The sequence below is a fragment of the Elioraea sp. genome, assembly GCF_051860475.1.
GTDB lineage: Bacteria > Pseudomonadota > Alphaproteobacteria > Acetobacterales > Acetobacteraceae > Elioraea.
Genome location: NZ_JBHYDW010000021.1, coordinates 1 through 16,493, shown reverse-complemented (window position 1 = coordinate 16,493; position 16,493 = coordinate 1). Strand labels below are relative to the sequence as shown.

At 70.3% G+C, this 16,493-nt stretch carries 19 protein-coding genes; 8 read left to right on the top strand and 11 right to left on the bottom strand.

Going from position 1 to position 16,493, the window contains the following annotated elements:
* Positions 1 to 24: 24 nt before the first annotated feature.
* From ACTIFU_RS06275 to ACTIFU_RS06265, 3 genes are read left to right on the top strand one after another with little or no spacing between them, the layout of a single operon-like run.
* Entirely contained in the window at positions 25 to 1,002 is a 978-nt protein-coding gene (locus tag ACTIFU_RS06275; protein ID WP_439577436.1) for a C-terminal binding protein, read from the top strand.
* Positions 999 to 1,619 carry a bifunctional 4-hydroxy-2-oxoglutarate aldolase/2-dehydro-3-deoxy-phosphogluconate aldolase gene (locus ACTIFU_RS06270; RefSeq protein WP_439577435.1) on the top strand — a complete coding sequence of 207 codons (621 nt, stop codon included), beginning with the start codon at positions 999 to 1,001 and terminating at the stop codon, positions 1,617 to 1,619. The genes ACTIFU_RS06275 and ACTIFU_RS06270 overlap by 4 nt, the downstream gene beginning before the upstream one ends.
* Positions 1,616 to 2,545 carry a sugar kinase gene (locus ACTIFU_RS06265; RefSeq protein WP_439577434.1) on the top strand — a complete coding sequence of 310 codons (930 nt, stop codon included), beginning with the start codon at positions 1,616 to 1,618 and terminating at the stop codon, positions 2,543 to 2,545. The genes ACTIFU_RS06270 and ACTIFU_RS06265 overlap by 4 nt, the downstream gene beginning before the upstream one ends.
* On the opposite strand, the gene ACTIFU_RS06260 is transcribed toward ACTIFU_RS06265, so the two are convergent.
* From ACTIFU_RS06260 to ACTIFU_RS06225, 8 genes are read right to left on the bottom strand one after another with little or no spacing between them, the layout of a single operon-like run.
* On the bottom strand, positions 2,546 to 2,935 hold the full coding sequence (locus tag ACTIFU_RS06260) for a DUF4870 family protein (RefSeq protein WP_439577433.1): 390 nt from the start codon (positions 2,933 to 2,935) through the stop codon (positions 2,546 to 2,548).
* Positions 2,932 to 4,401, bottom strand: a complete 1,470-nt coding sequence (locus tag ACTIFU_RS06255) for a M81 family metallopeptidase (protein ID WP_439577432.1) — start codon at positions 4,399 to 4,401, stop codon at positions 2,932 to 2,934. Before ACTIFU_RS06255 ends, ACTIFU_RS06260 begins: the two co-directional genes overlap by 4 nt.
* A gap of 2 nt (positions 4,402 to 4,403) precedes the next feature.
* Positions 4,404 to 5,633 (bottom strand): Zn-dependent hydrolase, encoded by a 1,230-nt coding sequence (locus ACTIFU_RS06250; protein ID WP_439577458.1) that lies wholly within the window; start codon positions 5,631 to 5,633, stop codon positions 4,404 to 4,406.
* Positions 5,633 to 6,922, bottom strand: a complete 1,290-nt coding sequence (locus ACTIFU_RS06245) for an ArgE/DapE family deacylase (RefSeq protein WP_439577431.1) — start codon at positions 6,920 to 6,922, stop codon at positions 5,633 to 5,635. Before ACTIFU_RS06245 ends, ACTIFU_RS06250 begins: the two co-directional genes overlap by 1 nt.
* Before the next feature lie 4 nt (positions 6,923 to 6,926).
* Positions 6,927 to 8,531 (bottom strand): ABC transporter ATP-binding protein, encoded by a 1,605-nt coding sequence (locus ACTIFU_RS06240; RefSeq protein ID WP_439577430.1) that lies wholly within the window; start codon positions 8,529 to 8,531, stop codon positions 6,927 to 6,929.
* Positions 8,528 to 9,376 carry an ABC transporter permease gene (locus ACTIFU_RS06235; protein ID WP_439577429.1) on the bottom strand — a complete coding sequence of 283 codons (849 nt, stop codon included), beginning with the start codon at positions 9,374 to 9,376 and terminating at the stop codon, positions 8,528 to 8,530. The genes ACTIFU_RS06240 and ACTIFU_RS06235 overlap by 4 nt, the downstream gene beginning before the upstream one ends.
* A complete protein-coding gene (locus tag ACTIFU_RS06230; protein ID WP_439577428.1) occupies positions 9,376 to 10,359 on the bottom strand; it encodes an ABC transporter permease in 984 nt (327 codons plus the stop codon). Before ACTIFU_RS06230 ends, ACTIFU_RS06235 begins: the two co-directional genes overlap by 1 nt.
* Positions 10,360 to 10,377: 18 nt before the next feature.
* Entirely contained in the window at positions 10,378 to 11,985 is a 1,608-nt protein-coding gene (locus tag ACTIFU_RS06225) for an ABC transporter substrate-binding protein (protein ID WP_439577427.1), read from the bottom strand.
* 109 nt (positions 11,986 to 12,094) lie between these two features.
* Between ACTIFU_RS06225 and ACTIFU_RS06220 the strand changes: the two genes are divergently transcribed.
* Together ACTIFU_RS06220 and ACTIFU_RS06215 are read left to right on the top strand one after the other, a co-directional pair.
* Positions 12,095 to 13,129, top strand: a complete 1,035-nt coding sequence (locus tag ACTIFU_RS06220; RefSeq protein WP_439577426.1) for a histone deacetylase family protein — start codon at positions 12,095 to 12,097, stop codon at positions 13,127 to 13,129.
* A gap of 17 nt (positions 13,130 to 13,146) precedes the next feature.
* Positions 13,147 to 14,028 carry a polysaccharide deacetylase family protein gene (locus ACTIFU_RS06215; protein ID WP_439577425.1) on the top strand — a complete coding sequence of 294 codons (882 nt, stop codon included), beginning with the start codon at positions 13,147 to 13,149 and terminating at the stop codon, positions 14,026 to 14,028.
* Positions 14,029 to 14,034: 6 nt separating this feature from the next.
* Here the strand turns inward: ACTIFU_RS06215 and ACTIFU_RS06210 are convergent, their stop codons facing one another.
* From ACTIFU_RS06210 to ACTIFU_RS06200, 3 genes are read right to left on the bottom strand one after another with little or no spacing between them, the layout of a single operon-like run.
* On the bottom strand, positions 14,035 to 14,385 hold the full coding sequence (locus ACTIFU_RS06210; RefSeq protein ID WP_439577424.1) for a Rieske (2Fe-2S) protein: 351 nt from the start codon (positions 14,383 to 14,385) through the stop codon (positions 14,035 to 14,037).
* Positions 14,382 to 14,801, bottom strand: a complete 420-nt coding sequence (locus tag ACTIFU_RS06205) for an EVE domain-containing protein (RefSeq protein WP_439577423.1) — start codon at positions 14,799 to 14,801, stop codon at positions 14,382 to 14,384. The genes ACTIFU_RS06210 and ACTIFU_RS06205 overlap by 4 nt, the downstream gene beginning before the upstream one ends.
* Before the next feature lie 5 nt (positions 14,802 to 14,806).
* The gene (locus tag ACTIFU_RS06200) at positions 14,807 to 15,103 is read right to left on the bottom strand and encodes a YciI family protein (RefSeq protein WP_439577422.1); all 297 of its coding nucleotides are present in this window, start codon (positions 15,101 to 15,103) and stop codon (positions 14,807 to 14,809) included.
* Positions 15,104 to 15,181: 78 nt separating this feature from the next.
* On the opposite strand from ACTIFU_RS06200, the gene ACTIFU_RS06195 reads away from it, so the two are divergent.
* From ACTIFU_RS06195 to ACTIFU_RS06185, 3 genes are all read left to right on the top strand, one after another.
* Positions 15,182 to 15,961 carry a heme ABC transporter permease gene (locus tag ACTIFU_RS06195; RefSeq protein WP_439577421.1) on the top strand — a complete coding sequence of 260 codons (780 nt, stop codon included), beginning with the start codon at positions 15,182 to 15,184 and terminating at the stop codon, positions 15,959 to 15,961.
* Positions 15,958 to 16,137: a heme exporter protein CcmD gene (gene ccmD / locus ACTIFU_RS06190; protein ID WP_439577420.1), complete on the top strand. Its 180-nt coding sequence runs from the start codon at positions 15,958 to 15,960 to the stop codon at positions 16,135 to 16,137. Before ACTIFU_RS06195 ends, ccmD begins: the two co-directional genes overlap by 4 nt.
* On the top strand, positions 16,134 to 16,493 hold a 360-nt coding region (locus ACTIFU_RS06185), incomplete at its 3' end, for a cytochrome c maturation protein CcmE (RefSeq protein ID WP_439577419.1). The genes ccmD and ACTIFU_RS06185, both read left to right, overlap by 4 nt.

The window sequence follows — 16,493 nt, the reverse complement described above, 5'->3', positions numbered from 1 at the left end:
TCGGCAGGGAAGGCCGAGGCCGGGATGACCCAACAGACCCCCCGACGCGTCGTCGTGCTCGACGACGGCTACGCCCACTACGACGCCGAGAGGGAGGTGCTGGCCCCGCTCGGCGTCGAGCTCGTGCTGCGCCCGTGCCGCGGCGATGCCGAGGCGGTGCGGACCGCGATGGCCGACGCCGACGCCGCGCTCGTGCGCGAGAGCCCCGTGGATGCGCAGGCGATCGCGGCGACCAGGGCCAAGGTGATCGTGCGCTACGGCGTGGGCCACGAGAACATCGACGGGGCGGCGGCCGCGGCGCGGGGCATCCCCGTGTGCAACGTCCCGGCCTTCGGCACCGACGAGGTATCGGACCATGCGGTCGCCCTGCTGCTCGCTGCTGCGCGCCGCATCGTCGAGGCCGACCGGCGGGTGCGCGCCGGCGGCTGGGGCGTGCCCATGGACCGCAAGGTGTACCGCCTGCGCGGCGGGACGCTCGGGCTGATCGGCTATGGCCGGATCGGCGCGGCGACCCATCGCAAGGCGATCGCGCTGGGCTTCGCGCGCGTGCTCGTGCACGACCCGTTCCTCAAGTCGGTCCCCGAGGGGGTGGAGCCTGCAAGCCTCGACCGGATCGCACACGAATCGGATGCGATCAGCCTGCACGCGCCGTCGACCAATGCGACACACCACATCGTCGGCCGCGCCTTCCTCGCCCAGGTGAAGCCGACCGCGATCCTGGTGAACACCGCGCGCGGCGCGCTGGTGGACGAGGCAGCGCTGGCTGCCGCGCTCGCCGAAGGCCGGCTGCTTGCGGCCGGGCTCGACGTGTTCTCGCCCGAGCCGCTGCGCGCCGACAGCCCGCTCCGCACACTCGAGAACGTCGTGCTGAGCGATCATGCCGCGTGGTACAGCGAGGAGGCGATCGCCGATCTCCAGCGCCAGGCGGCCGAAGAGGTCGCGCGCGTGCTCTCCGGCGAGAAGCCGCTCAACCAGGTCAACAAGGGTCCCTATCCGGCATGAGTCATCCGCTGCTGCCGCGCCTGATCGAGGCGCGGGTGGTTCCGGTCGTGCGCACGCGCTCGCACGAGGCCGCGCACACCGCGGTCGCGTGGCTGCGCGAGGCCGGGTTCACGACGTTCGAGATCACGCTGACCGTGCCGAACGCGACCGCGCTGATCACCGAGCTCGCGCGCGATCCAACCTTGCTCGTCGGTGCCGGAACGGTGCGCACCGCCGGCGAGGCCTATGCCTGCGGCGAGGCGGGCGCGCGCTTCATCGTCTGCCCCTGGAACGAGCCTGAGATCGTGCCGGCCGGACGGCGCTTCGGCGCACTGGTGATGCTCGGTGCGCTGACACCCGATGAGGTGGTGGAGGCGCTGGAAGGCTTCGCCGACGTGGTGAAGATCTTCCCCGCGGCCTCAATGGGCGGGCCGTCACATATCCGCGCACTGCGCAGCGTATTCCCGGACGTTCCGTTCTGTCCCACGGGCGGCGTCGAGCCGTCGAATCTGCGCGCCTATCTGGATGCCGGCGCCGCCTTCGTCGGCATCGGCGGCAAGCTGGTGGACGAACGACTGATCGCCGCCGGCGACAAGGCAGCGGTGCAGGAGGCGGCGCGTGCCGCGCTCGCGGCGTGAGCGTCGACATCCTCTGCATGGGCGAGCCCATGCTGGAGTTCAACCATCAGCCCGACGACGGGTCGGGGCGCGTGCACTATCTGCGCGGTTTCGGCGGCGACACCTCGAACGCGGCGATCGCGGCCGCGCGGCAGGGTGCGCGCGCCGGCTACGTCACCGCCATCGGCACGGACTGGGCGGGCGATGCCTTCATGCGCCTCTGGTCAGAGGAGGGCGTGGACACGGCGACAGTCGCGCGTGACCCGGAGGCGTCGACAGGGGTGTATGTCGTCGATCACGACGCACGCGGGCATCACTTCACGTTCTATCGCACTGGCTCCGCAGCGAGCCGATACACGCCCGCGATGCTGCCCGAGGACGCGATCCGCGCGGCGCGCGTGTTCTATGCCTCCGGCATCAGTCAGGCCATCAGCGCCTCGGCCGCGGATGCCGTCTTCCGCGCGATCGAGGTCGCCCGCGACGCCGATGTCACGGTCGCCTACGACACCAATCTGCGCCTGCGTCTCTGGCCGGTGGCGCGGGCGCGGGCGGTGATCCACGAGGCGGTCGCGATGAGCGACATCGCGCTGCCGAGTCGCGAGGACGCCGAGGCGCTGACCGGACTTGCCGACCCGCAGGCGATCGCCGAGCGCTATCTCAGGCTCGGCCCTCGCCTCGTCGCGGTGAAGTGCGGGCGTGACGGCGCGCTGCTCGCGACCGCGGACGGCACGGTCGTGCGGGCCGCGTCACATGCTGTCGCCGCAATCGACGCCACCGGTGCCGGCGACACGTTCTGCGGCGCGTTCCTCGCGCGGATCGTGCTCGGCGACGCGCCGGACATGGCGCTGCGGTACGCCAACGCGGCGGCCGCGCTCTCGACCACGGGCTACGGCGCGGTCGCGCCGATCCCGCGCCGCTCCGAGGTCGAGGCCCTGCTCGGCCTCTGATCAGCCGAGCAGCCAGCTCTCGGGGTCGTTGATCGGCTTGTCATCGTTCAGGCGCAGGAATCCCTTCACCGTCCGTGCGAGCGTCAGCAGGAAGCCGAAGGCCAAGAATGCCAACCCGACAAGCAGCCACGCGGTCAGGACGCCCACCACGCCCCAGAGCAGGCTGATCCAGAAGGTGCGAATCTGGAACGTGAAGTGCGTGCGCAGCCATGGCGGCGCCTCGTCGCGCTTGAGATAGGCGATCACCAGCCCGACGATGAAGGCAAGGCCGGTGACGAACCCGGCGCCATAGAGGATGTAGACGGCGAGCACGACGTTGCGCGAGCGGCGCTCGGCGTCGTTCGGCGGCAGCGTTCCGCCGTCCGTGCGGGGGACTGACCCGACTATCACGGGGTCAACGCGAGGCCAGGGCGGAGGTTGCGGAACGGTAGTGCGGCCGGATCGGCGACCACCGGACCGGGCGCCACCACGACCAGGATCTCCTTCGCGATCGGCTGGAAGTCGGCCCGGAAATGCACCGACGACTTCAGCGCGACGATCGGCACGGTCGCGGGTTCGACGCCGAGATGGCGGAACATCGCCTGGTCATAGGCCTGCATCTTGCGGCTGGCGACCAGCACATGCACGCCGGCGGTCTCGATCAGCGCGCACGGGCCGAGATCCGCCCGGTTGCCACGCGTCATCGGCCCGGTGCAGGTGAACCGCCCGTCGCCCAACCGCTGCACTGTGAAGCTGCCCTCGAACGGCGCGTTGTCACTGCGGCCGCCAAGGGCCAGCGTGATCGTCGTCCCCTCGCCGGACGCGTGTGCCGCGGCGGCTGCTTCCGCATCGTTGATGACCCCGATCACTGCGCCCTCGGCCCGGCCTTCGACCAGTGCGCGCAGCAGCCCGGTGGTGTCGCCGTGTCCACCCCCGCCCGGATTGTCCTGGGTGTCGGCGAGCACGATCGGCGGCCCGGCGAGCGAGGCATGCGCCTTGGCGTGGTGAACCGCCTCCTCTGGCGACCAGAGCCGCTGCACCATCTCGGCGCGCCGCCCGACAAAGGTCGCGTGCAGCCGCGCCGCGGCCGCCTCGGCCGCCTCCTCGCTCGCCGCATAGGAGGTGACGGCCGGGCCGCAGCCCTCGAAGTCGCAGTAGGGGAAGCCGAGACAGAGTGAGAGATCGGCCGCGCCGGTCTGCTCGCTCAGCAGCGGGATCGCCTCGTAGAGCTCACGCATCGGGCTCGTCAGCGTGCACTGCGCCGAGAGCGGAACGAGGAAGTCGATCGGCATGTGGCGCCGTGCCCATGGACGTCCATGCGCGATCCGGTCGAGCAGCAGCCGCATCGCACGCTCGCCGGCTTCCTTCATGTCGACATGGGGGTAGGTGCGATAGGCCGTCAGCACGTCCGCGAGCTCGACCATCGCGCGCGTGACGTTCGCATGCAGATCAAGGCTGGCCGCGATCGGCAGGTCGGCGCCGAGCCGCGCGCGCAGCCGGCCGAGCAGCTCGCCTTCGCCGTCGGCCGCGTGCTCGGCCATCATCGCACCGTGCAGGTCGAGATAAAGTCCGTCGAGCGGCATCGCGGCTTGCGCATCCGCGAGGATCCAGCCCGTGATCGTATCGAAGGCATGGGCGGTCACCGGCGCGGATGGCATCGCAAAGCCCCAGGCGAGCGGAACGACCTCGTGGCCTGCGGCCTCCGCCGCCTCGCGTGCACCGGCAGCCGGCACGCGCGTGCCCGCGATCGCCTCGAGCATCGCAGGCCCGCGCGACAGCGGCGGGAACCCGCCCGGTTTCTCAAACGCCGGCAGATCGGCCGGGAAGGGTGCGAAGGAGTGGCTCTCGTGCAGCAGCCCGGCGATGCCGATGCGCATGGTCAGACGATCTCCGCTGTGGCAAGCACGGCATCGGCGAGCACCCGGCAGCCCGCCTCGGCCCATTCGGGGGTGATACTTTCGGCCTCGTTATGGCTGAGTCCGCCATGGCAGGGCGCGAAGATGAGCGCGGACGGCACCGCGCGGGCGAGATAGACCGCGTCATGTCCGATGCCCGTCGGCATGTCGCGATGGGCGTAGCCGCGCGCGCGCGCCGCCGCGCGCACACGCCCGGTCAGCGTCGGATCGAAGGGTGTCTCGGGGAAGGACCAGAACGGCGTCACGGTGGCGGTGACGCGGCGCGCCGCCGCGATCGCGCCGAGTCGCACGCGCAGCGCCGCGACCATCCTTCCGAGCGCGGTCTCGCTCGAGTGGCGCAGATCGACCGTGAACCAGACCCGCCCGGGCACGACGTTGCGGCTGTCGGGGTGCAGCGTCAGCCGCCCGACCGTGCCGTTGCCGCCGTGCTCGAGCGCGATCCCCTCGACCGCGGCGATCATCAGAGAGGCAGCGACCAGCGCGTCGCGGCGCATCGCCATGCCGTTGCCGCCATGCGCCTCCGCCCCCTCGACCGTCACCTCGAACCAGGCCTGGGCGGAGGCGCCGGTGACGACGCCGACCGACGCACCCTCGGCTTCCAGGAGCGGCCCCTGCTCAATATGCAGCTCGAAATAGGCGCCGAGGTTGCGCGCCCAGGCGGGATCGGCCTCGCCCTGCCAGCCGATGCGGGCGAGTTCCCGGCCGAACACCGCGCCCGTGGGATCGGTCTTGGCGAGCACCTCCTCCTCCGTGAACAGGCCGACCGCAACGCCCGAGCCCATCATCGGCGGCGAGAATCGCGCGCCCTCCTCGTTGGTCCAGTTCACCAGCACGATCGGTGCGCGCGTGCGCAGCCCCGCCTCGTGCATCGCGCGCAGCGTCTCGAGCCCGGCGAGCACGCCGAGTGCGCCGTCGAACCTGCCGCCCGTCGGCTGGGTGTCGAGATGGCTGCCGATCGCGACCGGCTTGCGCGACGGGTCGGTTCCCGCGCGACGGAACACCATGTTGCCGACGCGATCGACCGTCATGGACAGGCCGAGCGGCTTGCACCAGCGAAGCAGCAGGTGGCGGCCCTCGGAGTCGAGATCGGTGAGCGTCTGGCGGTTGCAGCCGCCCTTCGCCGTCGCGCCGATGCGCGCCATCTCCATCAGGCTGTCCCACAGCCGCTGCCCGCTGACCGGCAGATTGTCCATCATGCCGTCTCCGTGCCGCACCATTGCGCGATCGTCAGCGCGATCGTGCGCGTGATCGCGTGCATGCTTGCGATGCCCACGCTCTCGTCGATGCCGTGGATGTTCTCGGCGTCGGGGCCGAACACGGCGACGGGCGTCCCCTGATAGAGTTCGAAGAACCGTCCGTCGGTGAGCCCCGTGGCAGGATAGGCGCGGAGGTTGCCGCCCATGGCCTCGGCGAAGCTTCGCTCCGCGAGCTGGGCGATCGCGCTCGAGCGGTCGAAGGCGCAGGGATCGGCCATGAACCCGCCCCAGGAGAGCGCGAGCTTCGCCCCGCGCAGCGCGGGATCGGCCGCAGCCTCGGCGACGATGCGCTCGATATCGGCCTTCGTTTGCGCCGCGGTGTAGCCGAGCATCACGCCGACGCGGAGCCCAATGCGGCATTTCGACGCCACCGAGGAGTTCCACTCCCCGCCCTCGATCGTGCCCAGGTTGACGTTGACCGGATGGTTGACGCCCCGGAACGCGGCGTGGACGCGCTCGGCGCGGTTCATCTCGGCCTCGTAGTCCTTGAAGCGCGACGCGACCGCCATCGCCGCCTCGATCGCGTTCACGCCGGCCTGCATGTCGCGCACATGCGCCGGTCGCCCGGTGACGGTGATCCAGGCCCAGACCACGCCCACCTCGGCGGTGTAGATCGCCGCGTAGCCGGGGCCGGGTTCGGGGATGATCACCGCATCGGCCTTCGGCATCGCCAGCATCGTGGCGAGCGCGCCGTTGCCGGTGCATTCCTCCTCGATCACCGCCTGCACCTGCACCTCGGCCGCCGGCGCGAGGCCCGCGCGCTTGAGCGCCTTGAGCGCGATCATGTTCGAGACCAGCCCGGCCTTCATGTCGCCCGCGCCGCGGCCGTAGATGCGCCCCTCGCGCACATCCGGCTGGAACGGCGGCGTGGTCCATTCCTCCTCGGCGCCGGGCGGCACCACGTCCACATGCGCCTGGAGCATGAGCGAGCGGCCCTTCGCCTCGCGCGGGCGATGCCGTCCGACCACGTTGTCGCGCCCGGCATAGGGGATCAGCGGCGGCGAGAAGCCGGGATGGTCCTTGAGCCGCTCCGGCTCGGTCGGCACACGCTCGACCGCGAGGCCCTGCAACGCGAAGGCATCGGCGACGAAATCGAGGCACGACCCCTCGCGCCCGAGCGTGGAGTCGAACTGCACCAGCCGGCCGAGCAGGGCGGTCGCCTCCGCCTCGAGCGAGGCGCAGGTGTCAAGGATCGCGCGCTTGGCGCCGGGATCGAGCGTCGTCATGTCCTCACGCCGCCTGGCGCGGCGGCATCCAGTGCTTGCCGGGAATGGCGTCGAGCAGTTCGCGTGTATAGGCGTGGCGCGGGCTGCCGAAAACCTGAGCCGTATCGCCGAGCTCGACGATTTCGCCCCGCTGCATCACCGCGATCCGGTCGCACACCTGCGCGGCGATGCGCAGGTCGTGCGTGATGAACAGCATCGTCAGGCCGAGGCGGTGGCGGATGTCGTCCAGCAGCGCGAGCACCTGCGCCTGCACCGAGACGTCGAGCGCGCTCACCGGCTCGTCGGCGATCAGCAGCTCGGGGTCGAGCGCGAGCGCGCGGGCGAGCCCGATGCGCTGACGCTGGCCGCCCGAGAACTCGTGCGGGTAGCGGTCGAGCGATCCGGCATCGAGCTGCACCAGCCGCAGCAGGTCCTTCGCCTTGGCGATCGCAGCCGCGCGCGGCACGCCGTGCGTCACCGGGCCTTCGGCAATGATGTCGCCCACCTTGCGGCGCGGATTCAGCGAGGCATAGGGGTCCTGGAACACCATCTGGATGCGCTGGCGGTACGGCTTCATCGCCGAACGCGAAAGCCCGAGCAGGTCGGTGCCGTGGAATGCGATCGTACCACCGTCGGGCTCGAACAGGCGGACGACGCAGCGCGCGAGGGTGGACTTGCCCGAGCCGCTCTCGCCCACCAGGCCGAGCGTCTCGCCCTTGGCAAGCGAGAACCGCGCGTCCTTCACCGCCACCACCGCGCTGCCGCGCTTGAACAGCCCGCCGCCGCGGCGGAAGGTCTTGCGCACGCCGTCGAGCCGCAGCACCTCGGCCCCGCCCGTGGCGGTCGCGCGCGCGGTGCCGTGCGGCACGGCGTCGATCAGCGCGCGGGTGTAGGGGTGCCGCGGTGCGTTCAGCACCTCGCTTGCCGGACCCTGCTCGACGATGCGTCCGTGCTGCATCACCGCGACCCGATCGGCGATCTCGGCCACTACGCCGAAATCATGCGTGATGAACAGCACGCCCGTGCCCTTCTCCTGCTGCAACGCGCGGATCAGGCGCAGGATCTGCATCTGCGTGGTGACGTCGAGCGCGGTCGTCGGCTCGTCGGCGATCAGCACCGAGGGGCCGAGGGCGAGCGCCATCGCAATCATCACCCGCTGGCGCTGCCCGCCCGAGAGCCGGAACGGATAGGAGCCGAGCAGCGCCGGCGGATCGGGCAGGCGCACGTCCTCCAGCAGGCGCAGCACGCGGTTGCGCACATCGCCTGTTTCGCCGTGCACGCGGAACACCTCGCCGATCTGATCGCCCACCGTCATCAGCGGGTTGAGCGCGGTCATCGGCTCCTGGAACACCATGCCGAGCCGGCGCCCACGCAGGTCGCGCATCGTCTCGGCTGGCAGGCGCAGCAGATCGGTGCCTTCGAACACGATCCGGCCCGACACCACCGGCAGGCCCGGCGGCACGAGCCCCATCACCGCCGAGGCCGTCATCGACTTGCCCGAGCCGGACTCGCCGACCACGCACAGGATCTCCCCCGCGTTGAGGGTCAGTGAGACGTCCTCGATCGCGTGCGCCCGCTCGCCGCCCGGCGGCAGCGCGATCGTCAGCCCCTCGACCGAGAGGAGGCTCACGTCACCACCATGCCGCGGCGGCGCGCGAGCCGCGGATTGAGCGCGTCGTTCAGCCCTTCGCCGACGAGATTGAGCGCCAGCACGGTGAGGAAGATCGCGATCCCCGGAAACACGCTCATCCACCAGGCGAGGCGGATCACCGACCGGCCGGCGCCGATCATGAAGCCCCAGGACATCAGGTTGGGGTCGCCGAGGCCGAGGAACGACAGCGCGCTCTCAAGCAGGATCGCGGTCGCGACCATCAGCGAGGAGAGCACGATGATCGGCGAGAGCGCGTTGGGCAGGATCTCGGTGAGCATGATCGCGATGCGCGACCGCCCGAGCACCTCGGCGGCCTGCACGAACTCGCGCGAGCGCAGCGAGAGGAACTCGGCGCGGACCACGCGCGTCACCGGCGGCCAGGAGACGATCGCGATCGCGATCACGATCGAGGTGATCGAGGGGGTGAAGATCGCGACCAGCACGACCGCGAGCACGAAGGACGGGATGGTCTGGAAGAACTCCGTGAAGCGCATCACCGCGTCATCGACGCGCCCCCCCGCATAGCCCGCGACCGCGCCGAGCGTGATGCCGATCGCGAGTGCCACCACGGTGGAGACGCCGCCGACCAGCAGCGAGACGAGCGTGCCATGCGCGATGCCCGCGGCGACGTCGCGGCCGAGGCTGTCGCTGCCGAGCAGGAACCCCATCTCGCCCGGCGGCATGAAGGGCACCCCGCGCATCTCCCACGGGCTGAACGGGAAGACGATCGGCGCGAGGATCGCCGTCAGGCCGACGATCGCGAGGATGACCAGCCCCACCACCGCGCCGATGTTGCGGCGGAAGCGGCGCCAGAAATCGGCCATCACGCCACCTCCACGCGCGGGTCGATCACGGCATAGAGCAGGTCGGTGATCAGGTTGAACAGCACCACCATCACGGCGGTGCAGAAGAACACGCCGAGCAGGACCGCGTAGTCGCGCTGCAACAGCGCGTCGAAGGCGAGCCGGCCGATGCCGGGCCAGGCGAACACGGTCTCGACCAGGATCGAGCCGCCGACGAGCTGTCCGGCCTGGATACCGGCGAAGGTGATCACCGGCAGGAGCGCGTTGCGCAGCACGTGCGCGCGGATGATGCGCCCCTCCGGCACGCCCTTGGCATGCGCGGTGCGCACGAAATCCTGGTCCGCCACCTCCAGCATCGAGGCACGCGCCAGCCGGGCATAGATGGCGAGGAAGAACAGGCCGAGCGTGATCGACGGCAGGATCAGGTGCCGGCCGACATCGAGCGCATAGGCGAAGCCGGTGAGGTCGGCACCGACCGTGTACATGCCGAACGAGGGCAGCCATTCCAGCCAGACCGAGAAGATCAGCACGAGCAGGAGGCCGACCCAGAAGATCGGCGTGGCGTAGAAGGTGAGCGCGATCACGGTGATCACGCTGTCGGCCGGACGCCCGACACGTCGCGCCGCGGCCACACCGAGCGCCACCCCGGCCGAGATCGCGAACAGGAAGGCCACGCCAGTGAGCAGCAGGGTGGCCGGCAGCCGCTCCCCGATCAGGGTTGCCACGGGAAGCTGCTGGCGGTGGCTGAAGCCGAGATCGAGCGTGAGGATGCCCTTGACGTAGATCCAGAGCTGCTCGTGCATCGGCCGGTCGAGGCCGAACTGCGCCCGCAGCTGCGCCATGAACTCGGCATCCGCCGCCCCCGATTGCCCGGCGATGACGCTCGCCGGATCACCCGGAGCGAGGCGGATCAGCACGAACTGGAAGACGACGATCGCCAGCACCACGATCGCCGCCTTGACCAGTCGCTGGGCGAGGAACCGAAGAAGCCGTCCTGCCCCCATTGCCCTCTCGCGCGCCTCTCAGGCGGCGAAGAAGACGTCGTCGAAGCAGGCGTGCACGCCCGTGCCGAGCTGGATCACGTTCCTGAGCCGCCGGTCGTGCACGGTCGGGAACAGGAGCTCGATCGTCCAGAGCAGCGGCATATCGGCGATCAGCTTCGCCTGCACCTGCTTGAAGAGCTCGGCGCGCTTCGCCGGGTCCGGCTCGGTCTGCGCCTCGTCGAACAGACGGTCCACCTCCGGGTTGCTGTAGCCCGAGGTGTTGGTGAACGGGATCTTCTGGATGTTGCTGCTGATATAGGTGCGGGCGACGCCGAGCGACGGATCGCCGTACTGGTAGACGAAGTTGACGGTGAGCTCGTACTCCCAGTTGGCGAGCCGGCGCACCCAGCCGCCGGCATCGGTCGATTCGAGCGTGACATCGATGCCGACCTGGCGCAGCGCCTGGCGCAGATACTCGGAGAGCCGCGTCCACACCTCGCCATAGGGCAGGCTCAGAAGCTTGACGCTGTGGCGGATCCCCTGCGCGTTCGGGCGCAGTCCCATCGCGTCGAGCAGCTCGGTCGCGGCGCGCGGGTTGAATTCGGGCAGGCGCGCGTTCGGGTCGTGGTAGCGCGTGCCCGAGGCGATCGGGCTGGTGGCCGGCCGGGCGGTGTTGAACCAGAGCCGCTGCGCGATGAACGTGCGGTCGATCGCATGCGCCATTGCGCGGCGGAACCGCGCATCCTTGAGCACGTCGTAGCGCTGGTTCACCTCGATCCAGGAGAGGGGCGCGAACATCTCCCAGCCGGTCTTCACCACCTGGAAGTTCGGCATGGTCTCGAACTGCGGGATGTCGAAGGGCTCGATATCGTTCGCCTGGCTCAACTGCACCTGGCCGGTCTGGAGTGCCAGCCGGCGCGACTGGCTGTCGGGGATGATGCGGTAGATGATCTCGTCGAGATAGGGCTGGCCGGGCTTCCAGTAGTCGTCGAAGCGGCGCATGCGGATGAAGTTGCCGCGCTGCCACTCGACGAACCGGAACGGCCCGGTGCCGATCGGCCGCGCATTCGCCGGGTTGTTGCGGAAATCGGTGCCCTTGTAGATGTGCGCCGGCACGATCGCGCAGTTCGTGACGTCGAACATGAGCAGGAACGGCTCGAACGGCGCGTTCAGCGTGAAGCTGATGCTGTGCTCGCCGTTGATCTTCACGTCCGTGATGCGCTGGAACACGCCGCGTGCGCGCGGTGCCAGCTGCATGTGGAACTCCATGATCGAGAAGCGCACGTCCTCGGCGGTGAAGGGCCTGCCGTCGTGCCACTTCACGTTGGGCTGGAGCTCGATCGTATAGGTGCGCCGGTCCTCCGACACGGTCCAGGACTTCGCCAGTTCCGGCAGCGGCTCCAGCGTCGGCGAGAACTTCAGGAGCCCCTGATAGATCTTGCTGGCGGAGACCAGCGTCGGGCCCTGGTTGTTCACCCCCAGCACCAGCACCGGCGGCTCGGGGGTCAGCATCGTGTTCAGCGTGCCGCCGTGACGTGGCGCAACACCTTGCGCGCGCGCCTGGTCGAGCGTCATCAGCACGGGAGCGGCGGCGGCGCCGGCGAGAAGGCCGCGGCGGCCGAGCGCCGTGGGGTGCGGATCGGTCATCGGTGAAGCTCCCATTCGTGTTTGTTCCGTCCGGACGAGGCTAACGCGCGGCCGCAAGCCGCGGCAAGCGGACCTTGCCGTGGCCGCGCCCGGCACCTAGCGTCGTGGCATGGACGTGTTCTTCCACCCGGACCAGATGCTGCACGATCCCCGCTTCTTCTTGTTGCGCGGGCGGGTCGCGCAGCATTTCGAGGTACCGGCGCGCGCGCACGGCCTGCTCGACGCCGTGCGGCAGGCGGGGCTTGCGGCGATCGAGCCGCCGGTCGCCGATCAGGCGCTGATCGAAACGGTCCACGCGCCCGAGTATCTCGCCTTCCTGCGTGACGGCTACGCCGCCTGGCGCGCGCTGCCCGATGCGGGCGAGGAGATGATCCCCAACATCCACCCCACCCCTGAGATGCTGGCGCAGGGCGCGCGGCCCGGACCGGGCATGGTGGCACGTGCCGGCTGGCATCTCGCCGACACCGCCTGCGCGGTCGGCGAGCACGCCTGGACCTCGGCGATCGCCGCTGCCGCCTGTGCCGAGGCGACGGCGAAGCACGTGCTCGCCGGCGCCCGCGCCGCCTATGCGCTGACCCGCCCGCCCGGCCATCACGCCTATGCCGCGCGGGCGGGCGGGCACTGCTACCTCAACAACGGCGCGATCGCCGCCGAGGCGCTGCGCCGTGGCAGTGCTGCGCGCGTCGCCGTGCTCGACATCGACGTGCACCACGGCAACGGCACGCAGGGGATCTTCTGGGAGAGGGGCGATGTGCTGACCGTCTCCGTGCACGGCGATCCGGATGGGCTCTATCCCTGGTATGTCGGCCGCGCCGATGAACGCGGCGCCGGGGCGGGCGAGGGCTGCACCCTGAACCTGCCGCTGCCGCGCGGGACCGAGGACGGACCCTGGCTCGAGGCGATCGGGACCGGGATCGCGGCCATCCAGCGCTTCCGCCCGGACGCGCTGGTGCTGGCACTCGGCTTCGACCCCTCAGCCGAGGAGCCGCTCGGCTCGTTCCGCATCAGCGACGACGGCTTCGCCCGCGCCGCTCAGGCGGCCGCCGCGCTCGACCTGCCGACGGTGATCACGCAGGAGGGCGGCTACGCGGTCGCCGCACTCGGCCGGCTGCTCGGGCGGTTCCTCGCCGGCTGGGGCGGCTGAACCAAGGGAGGCATGACATGGCCAAGGAGATTCTCTGCGCGTTCAGCGTGCACTGCGACGCGGTCGCGGGCTGGCTCGGCAGCTACATGGGCGAGGATTCCCCGGGCGATATCAGCCGCGGCGTGTTCGCGGGCGAGGTGGGGATGCCGCGCCTGCTCCGCCTGTTCGAGCGGTTCGGGCTCAAGCAGTCCTGGTTCATCCCCGGCCACACGATCGAGAGTTTCCCGCACGAGACCGACCTCGTTGCCGAGGCCGGGCACGAGATCGGGCTGCACGGCTACAGCCACGAGAACCCGCTCGCGCTGTCGCGCACGCAGGAAGAGGCGATCTTCGACAAGTGCATCGCGCTGATTGAGAAGCACTGGGGTCGCCGTCCCGTGGGGTACGTCGCACCGTGGTGGGAGGTCTCGGCGGCCTCGATCGAGATCCTGGTCGAGCGCGGCATCGCCTATGACCACTCGCTGATGCACCACGACTGCGTGCCCTACTACGTGCGCACGGGTGATGCCTGGACACCGATCGACTACTCCAAGCCGGCCGAGAGCTGGATGACTCCGTTCACCAAGGGCACGGTGACCGAGCTCGTCGAGATCCCCGCCTCCTGGTATCTCGACGACCTGCCGCCGATGATGTTTATCAAGAAGTTCCCGAACAGCCACGGCTACGTCTCGCCGCACCAGCTCGAGCAGATCTGGCGCGATCATTTCGATTTTATCTATCGCGAGTTTGACTACGCGGTGGTGCCGATGACGATCCACCCGGACGTGTCGGGCCGGCCGCAGGTGCTGATGATGCTGGAGCGGCTGATCGCGCACATGCTCAAGCACCCGGGGGTACGGTTCGTGACGCTGGAGGAGATGGCGGCGGATTTCCGCCGGCGGCACCCGAAGCCGACCTGAACCCCGTCAGTCCGGGATCGGGCCGATCAGCACCGCCTCACCCTCGACGCGCGCGGCGATCGGCATCAGGCGCTGGCCGGCGCAGGGGCCCTTCAGGCAGAACCCGTCCTCGATGCGGAACAGCGCGCCGTGCGTCGAGCACTGGATGTGCTGGCGCCGTGCATCGAGGAACCGGTCGGGGGCGATGTCGAGCGAGACGCCGAGATGCGGGCAGGAATTGAGATAGACCCACACCGCCGGCCCGCGGCGGACGGCGAAGAGGCCGGTGAACCGGCCGGGCGGCGGGTCGAACCCCTTCGCCCCGCCGTCGGGGATGTCATCGAGCCGGCAGAGCACCCGCTCGGCGGCGGTGCTCAAGGCGCCTTGAACCCGCCCATGGCACAGAGCGTGCGCCAGTGCGCGGTACTCACTGGCATCACCGACAGCCGCGACTGGCGGATCAGCGCCAACCCCTCCAGCCGGGGCGAGGCCTTGATCTCCGCGAGCCCGACCGGGCGCGGGAACGGGCCGACCGCCTTCATGTCCACGCAGACCCAAGGCGCGCCGGGCTCGGCTGTCGGGTCCGGGTAGGCCTCCCGCACCACCTCGACCACGCCGACGATCTGCTTGCCGATGTTGGAGTGGTAGAAGAACGCCCGGTCGCCGAGCTCCATCGCCTGGAGGTTCAGCTTGGCGGTGTGGTTGCGCACCCCGGTCCAGGGCTCGACCTCCTTGGCGACCTGCTCGTCCCACGAGAAGGCGTCGGGCTCGGACTTGACCAGCCAGTAGGCCATCGGCGCTATCCGGCGACCTGCTGGCCGTCCTTGAACACCACGCGCATGGGCCGGATCACCATGGACTCGAACAGCCCCGCCTGGGCGTAGGGGTCGCCCTTGGCGAAGGCTTCGGCGGCCGCGCGGTCCGGCATGTCCACGACATAGAGCGAGCCGCGCGGCTTGCCCTCGCCGTCGAGCACCGGACCGACCAGCAGGAACGCGTCCTTGTGGGCGTTCAGGTAGTCGAGGTGCTTCGGCCGAGTCGCCAGCCGCAGCTCCAGGCTGTCGGGCTTGTCCACGCATTGGATGGTGAAATGCATCCCTGGTCCTTTCCTGCGGGGCCGCACACGCCGGGTTGCGCTTCAAACCCGCGCGGTTGGCCCATATCATCGCGCGGGATGGATGGGAACGCAGCCCCGCGCGGCCGCAGCCTGCACCGCTTTGCCAATCCGGGCCGCTTCATGCGGCTGTCCGGCGCCGCGCTGCCGTGGGTGGCGGCGCTGGCGATCGCCGTCTCGGCGCTGGGGCTCGTCTGGGGCCTCGGCTTCGCCCCGCGCGACTGGCAGCAGGGCGACACGGTGCGGATCATGTACGTGCACGTGCCGGCGGCCTGGATGGCGATGGGCGGCTATCTCGGGCTCGCCATCGCCTCGTTCATGAGCCTGGTGTGGCGCCATCCCCTTGCCGATATCGCCGCGACCTCGATCGCGCCGGTGGGCGCCGTGTTCACCGCGATCTGCCTGATCACCGGCAGCCTCTGGGGTAAGCCGATGTGGGGCACCTGGTGGGTGTGGGACGCGCGGCTGACCTCGGTCCTGGTGCTGTTCTTCCTCTATCTCGGCCACATCGCGCTGACCTCGGCCTTCGACGAGCCCGAGCGCGCCGCCCGGCCGGCTGCCATCCTGGCGCTGATCGGTGCGGTGAACCTGCCGATCATCAAGTTCAGCGTGGACTGGTGGAACACCCTGCACCAGCCTGCCTCCGTGACGCGGTTCGATGCTCCTGCCATCCACACCGAGATCCTTTACCCGCTGCTGATCGCCGGGCTCGGCTTCCTGTTCGCTTTCGCCGCAATCGTGCTGCTACGCATGCGTACCGCCATCCTCGAACGCCGCGCGCGCGCGCTGATGCTCGCGCGTGCGGCCGAGGCGCGCGCGCCGGAGGCCGTGCCGGCATGAGCGAGTTCCTGGCCATGGGCGGCTACGCGGCGTTCGTCTGGCCGTCCTACGCGGTCGCGGTCGGCGCGCTTGTCGTGCTCGCGACCGTCTCGCTCAGGCAGTGGCGCGCGGCCAAGGCTGAGGTGGCGCGGCTGGAGGCGCTAGGCCCGCGTCGGCGCGGCGGAGGGAGCGCATGAGCCGCAAGAAGCGCCGCCTCTGGATCCTGCTGCTGTGCGGGCTCGGCCTCGGCACCGCGACCGCGCTGACGCTGACCGCGTTCGAGGACAGTCTCGTCTTCTTCTTCTCGCCGTCAGACCTCGCGGCCAAGCCGATGCCGCCGGACCGGCCGTTCCGCGTCGGCGGGCTGGTCGAGGCGGGCAGCGTCACCCGCAGCACCAACGCCGAGGGGCGGATGGAGACGGCGTTCCTGGTCACCGACGGCGCGCGGTCGCTCCGCGTCACCTACACCGGCATCCTGCCCGACCTGTTCCGGGAGGGGCAGGGCGTGGTGGCGGAGGGTCGGCTTCGCCCCGACGGCAGCTTCGCCGCCTCG

Coding starts and splice junctions, on each gene's coding strand:
- ACTIFU_RS06275 (WP_439577436.1), top strand. CDS start 25: ATGACCCAACAGACCCCCCGACGCGTCGTCGTGCTCGACGACGGCTAC.
- ACTIFU_RS06195 (WP_439577421.1), top strand. CDS start 15,182: ATGGATGGGAACGCAGCCCCGCGCGGCCGCAGCCTGCACCGCTTTGCC.
- ACTIFU_RS06255 (WP_439577432.1), bottom strand. CDS start 4,401: ATGCGCATCGGCATCGCCGGGCTGCTGCACGAGAGCCACTCCTTCGCA.
- ACTIFU_RS06205 (WP_439577423.1), bottom strand. CDS start 14,801: ATGGCCTACTGGCTGGTCAAGTCCGAGCCCGACGCCTTCTCGTGGGAC.
- ccmD (WP_439577420.1), top strand. CDS start 15,958: ATGAGCGAGTTCCTGGCCATGGGCGGCTACGCGGCGTTCGTCTGGCCG.
- ACTIFU_RS06200 (WP_439577422.1), bottom strand. CDS start 15,103: ATGCATTTCACCATCCAATGCGTGGACAAGCCCGACAGCCTGGAGCTG.
- ACTIFU_RS06270 (WP_439577435.1), top strand. CDS start 999: ATGAGTCATCCGCTGCTGCCGCGCCTGATCGAGGCGCGGGTGGTTCCG.
- ACTIFU_RS06220 (WP_439577426.1), top strand. CDS start 12,095: ATGGACGTGTTCTTCCACCCGGACCAGATGCTGCACGATCCCCGCTTC.
- ACTIFU_RS06245 (WP_439577431.1), bottom strand. CDS start 6,922: ATGACGACGCTCGATCCCGGCGCCAAGCGCGCGATCCTTGACACCTGC.
- ACTIFU_RS06225 (WP_439577427.1), bottom strand. CDS start 11,985: ATGACCGATCCGCACCCCACGGCGCTCGGCCGCCGCGGCCTTCTCGCC.
- ACTIFU_RS06250 (WP_439577458.1), bottom strand. CDS start 5,633: ATGGACAATCTGCCGGTCAGCGGGCAGCGGCTGTGGGACAGCCTGATG.
- ACTIFU_RS06215 (WP_439577425.1), top strand. CDS start 13,147: ATGGCCAAGGAGATTCTCTGCGCGTTCAGCGTGCACTGCGACGCGGTC.
- ACTIFU_RS06235 (WP_439577429.1), bottom strand. CDS start 9,376: ATGGCCGATTTCTGGCGCCGCTTCCGCCGCAACATCGGCGCGGTGGTG.
- ACTIFU_RS06230 (WP_439577428.1), bottom strand. CDS start 10,359: ATGGGGGCAGGACGGCTTCTTCGGTTCCTCGCCCAGCGACTGGTCAAG.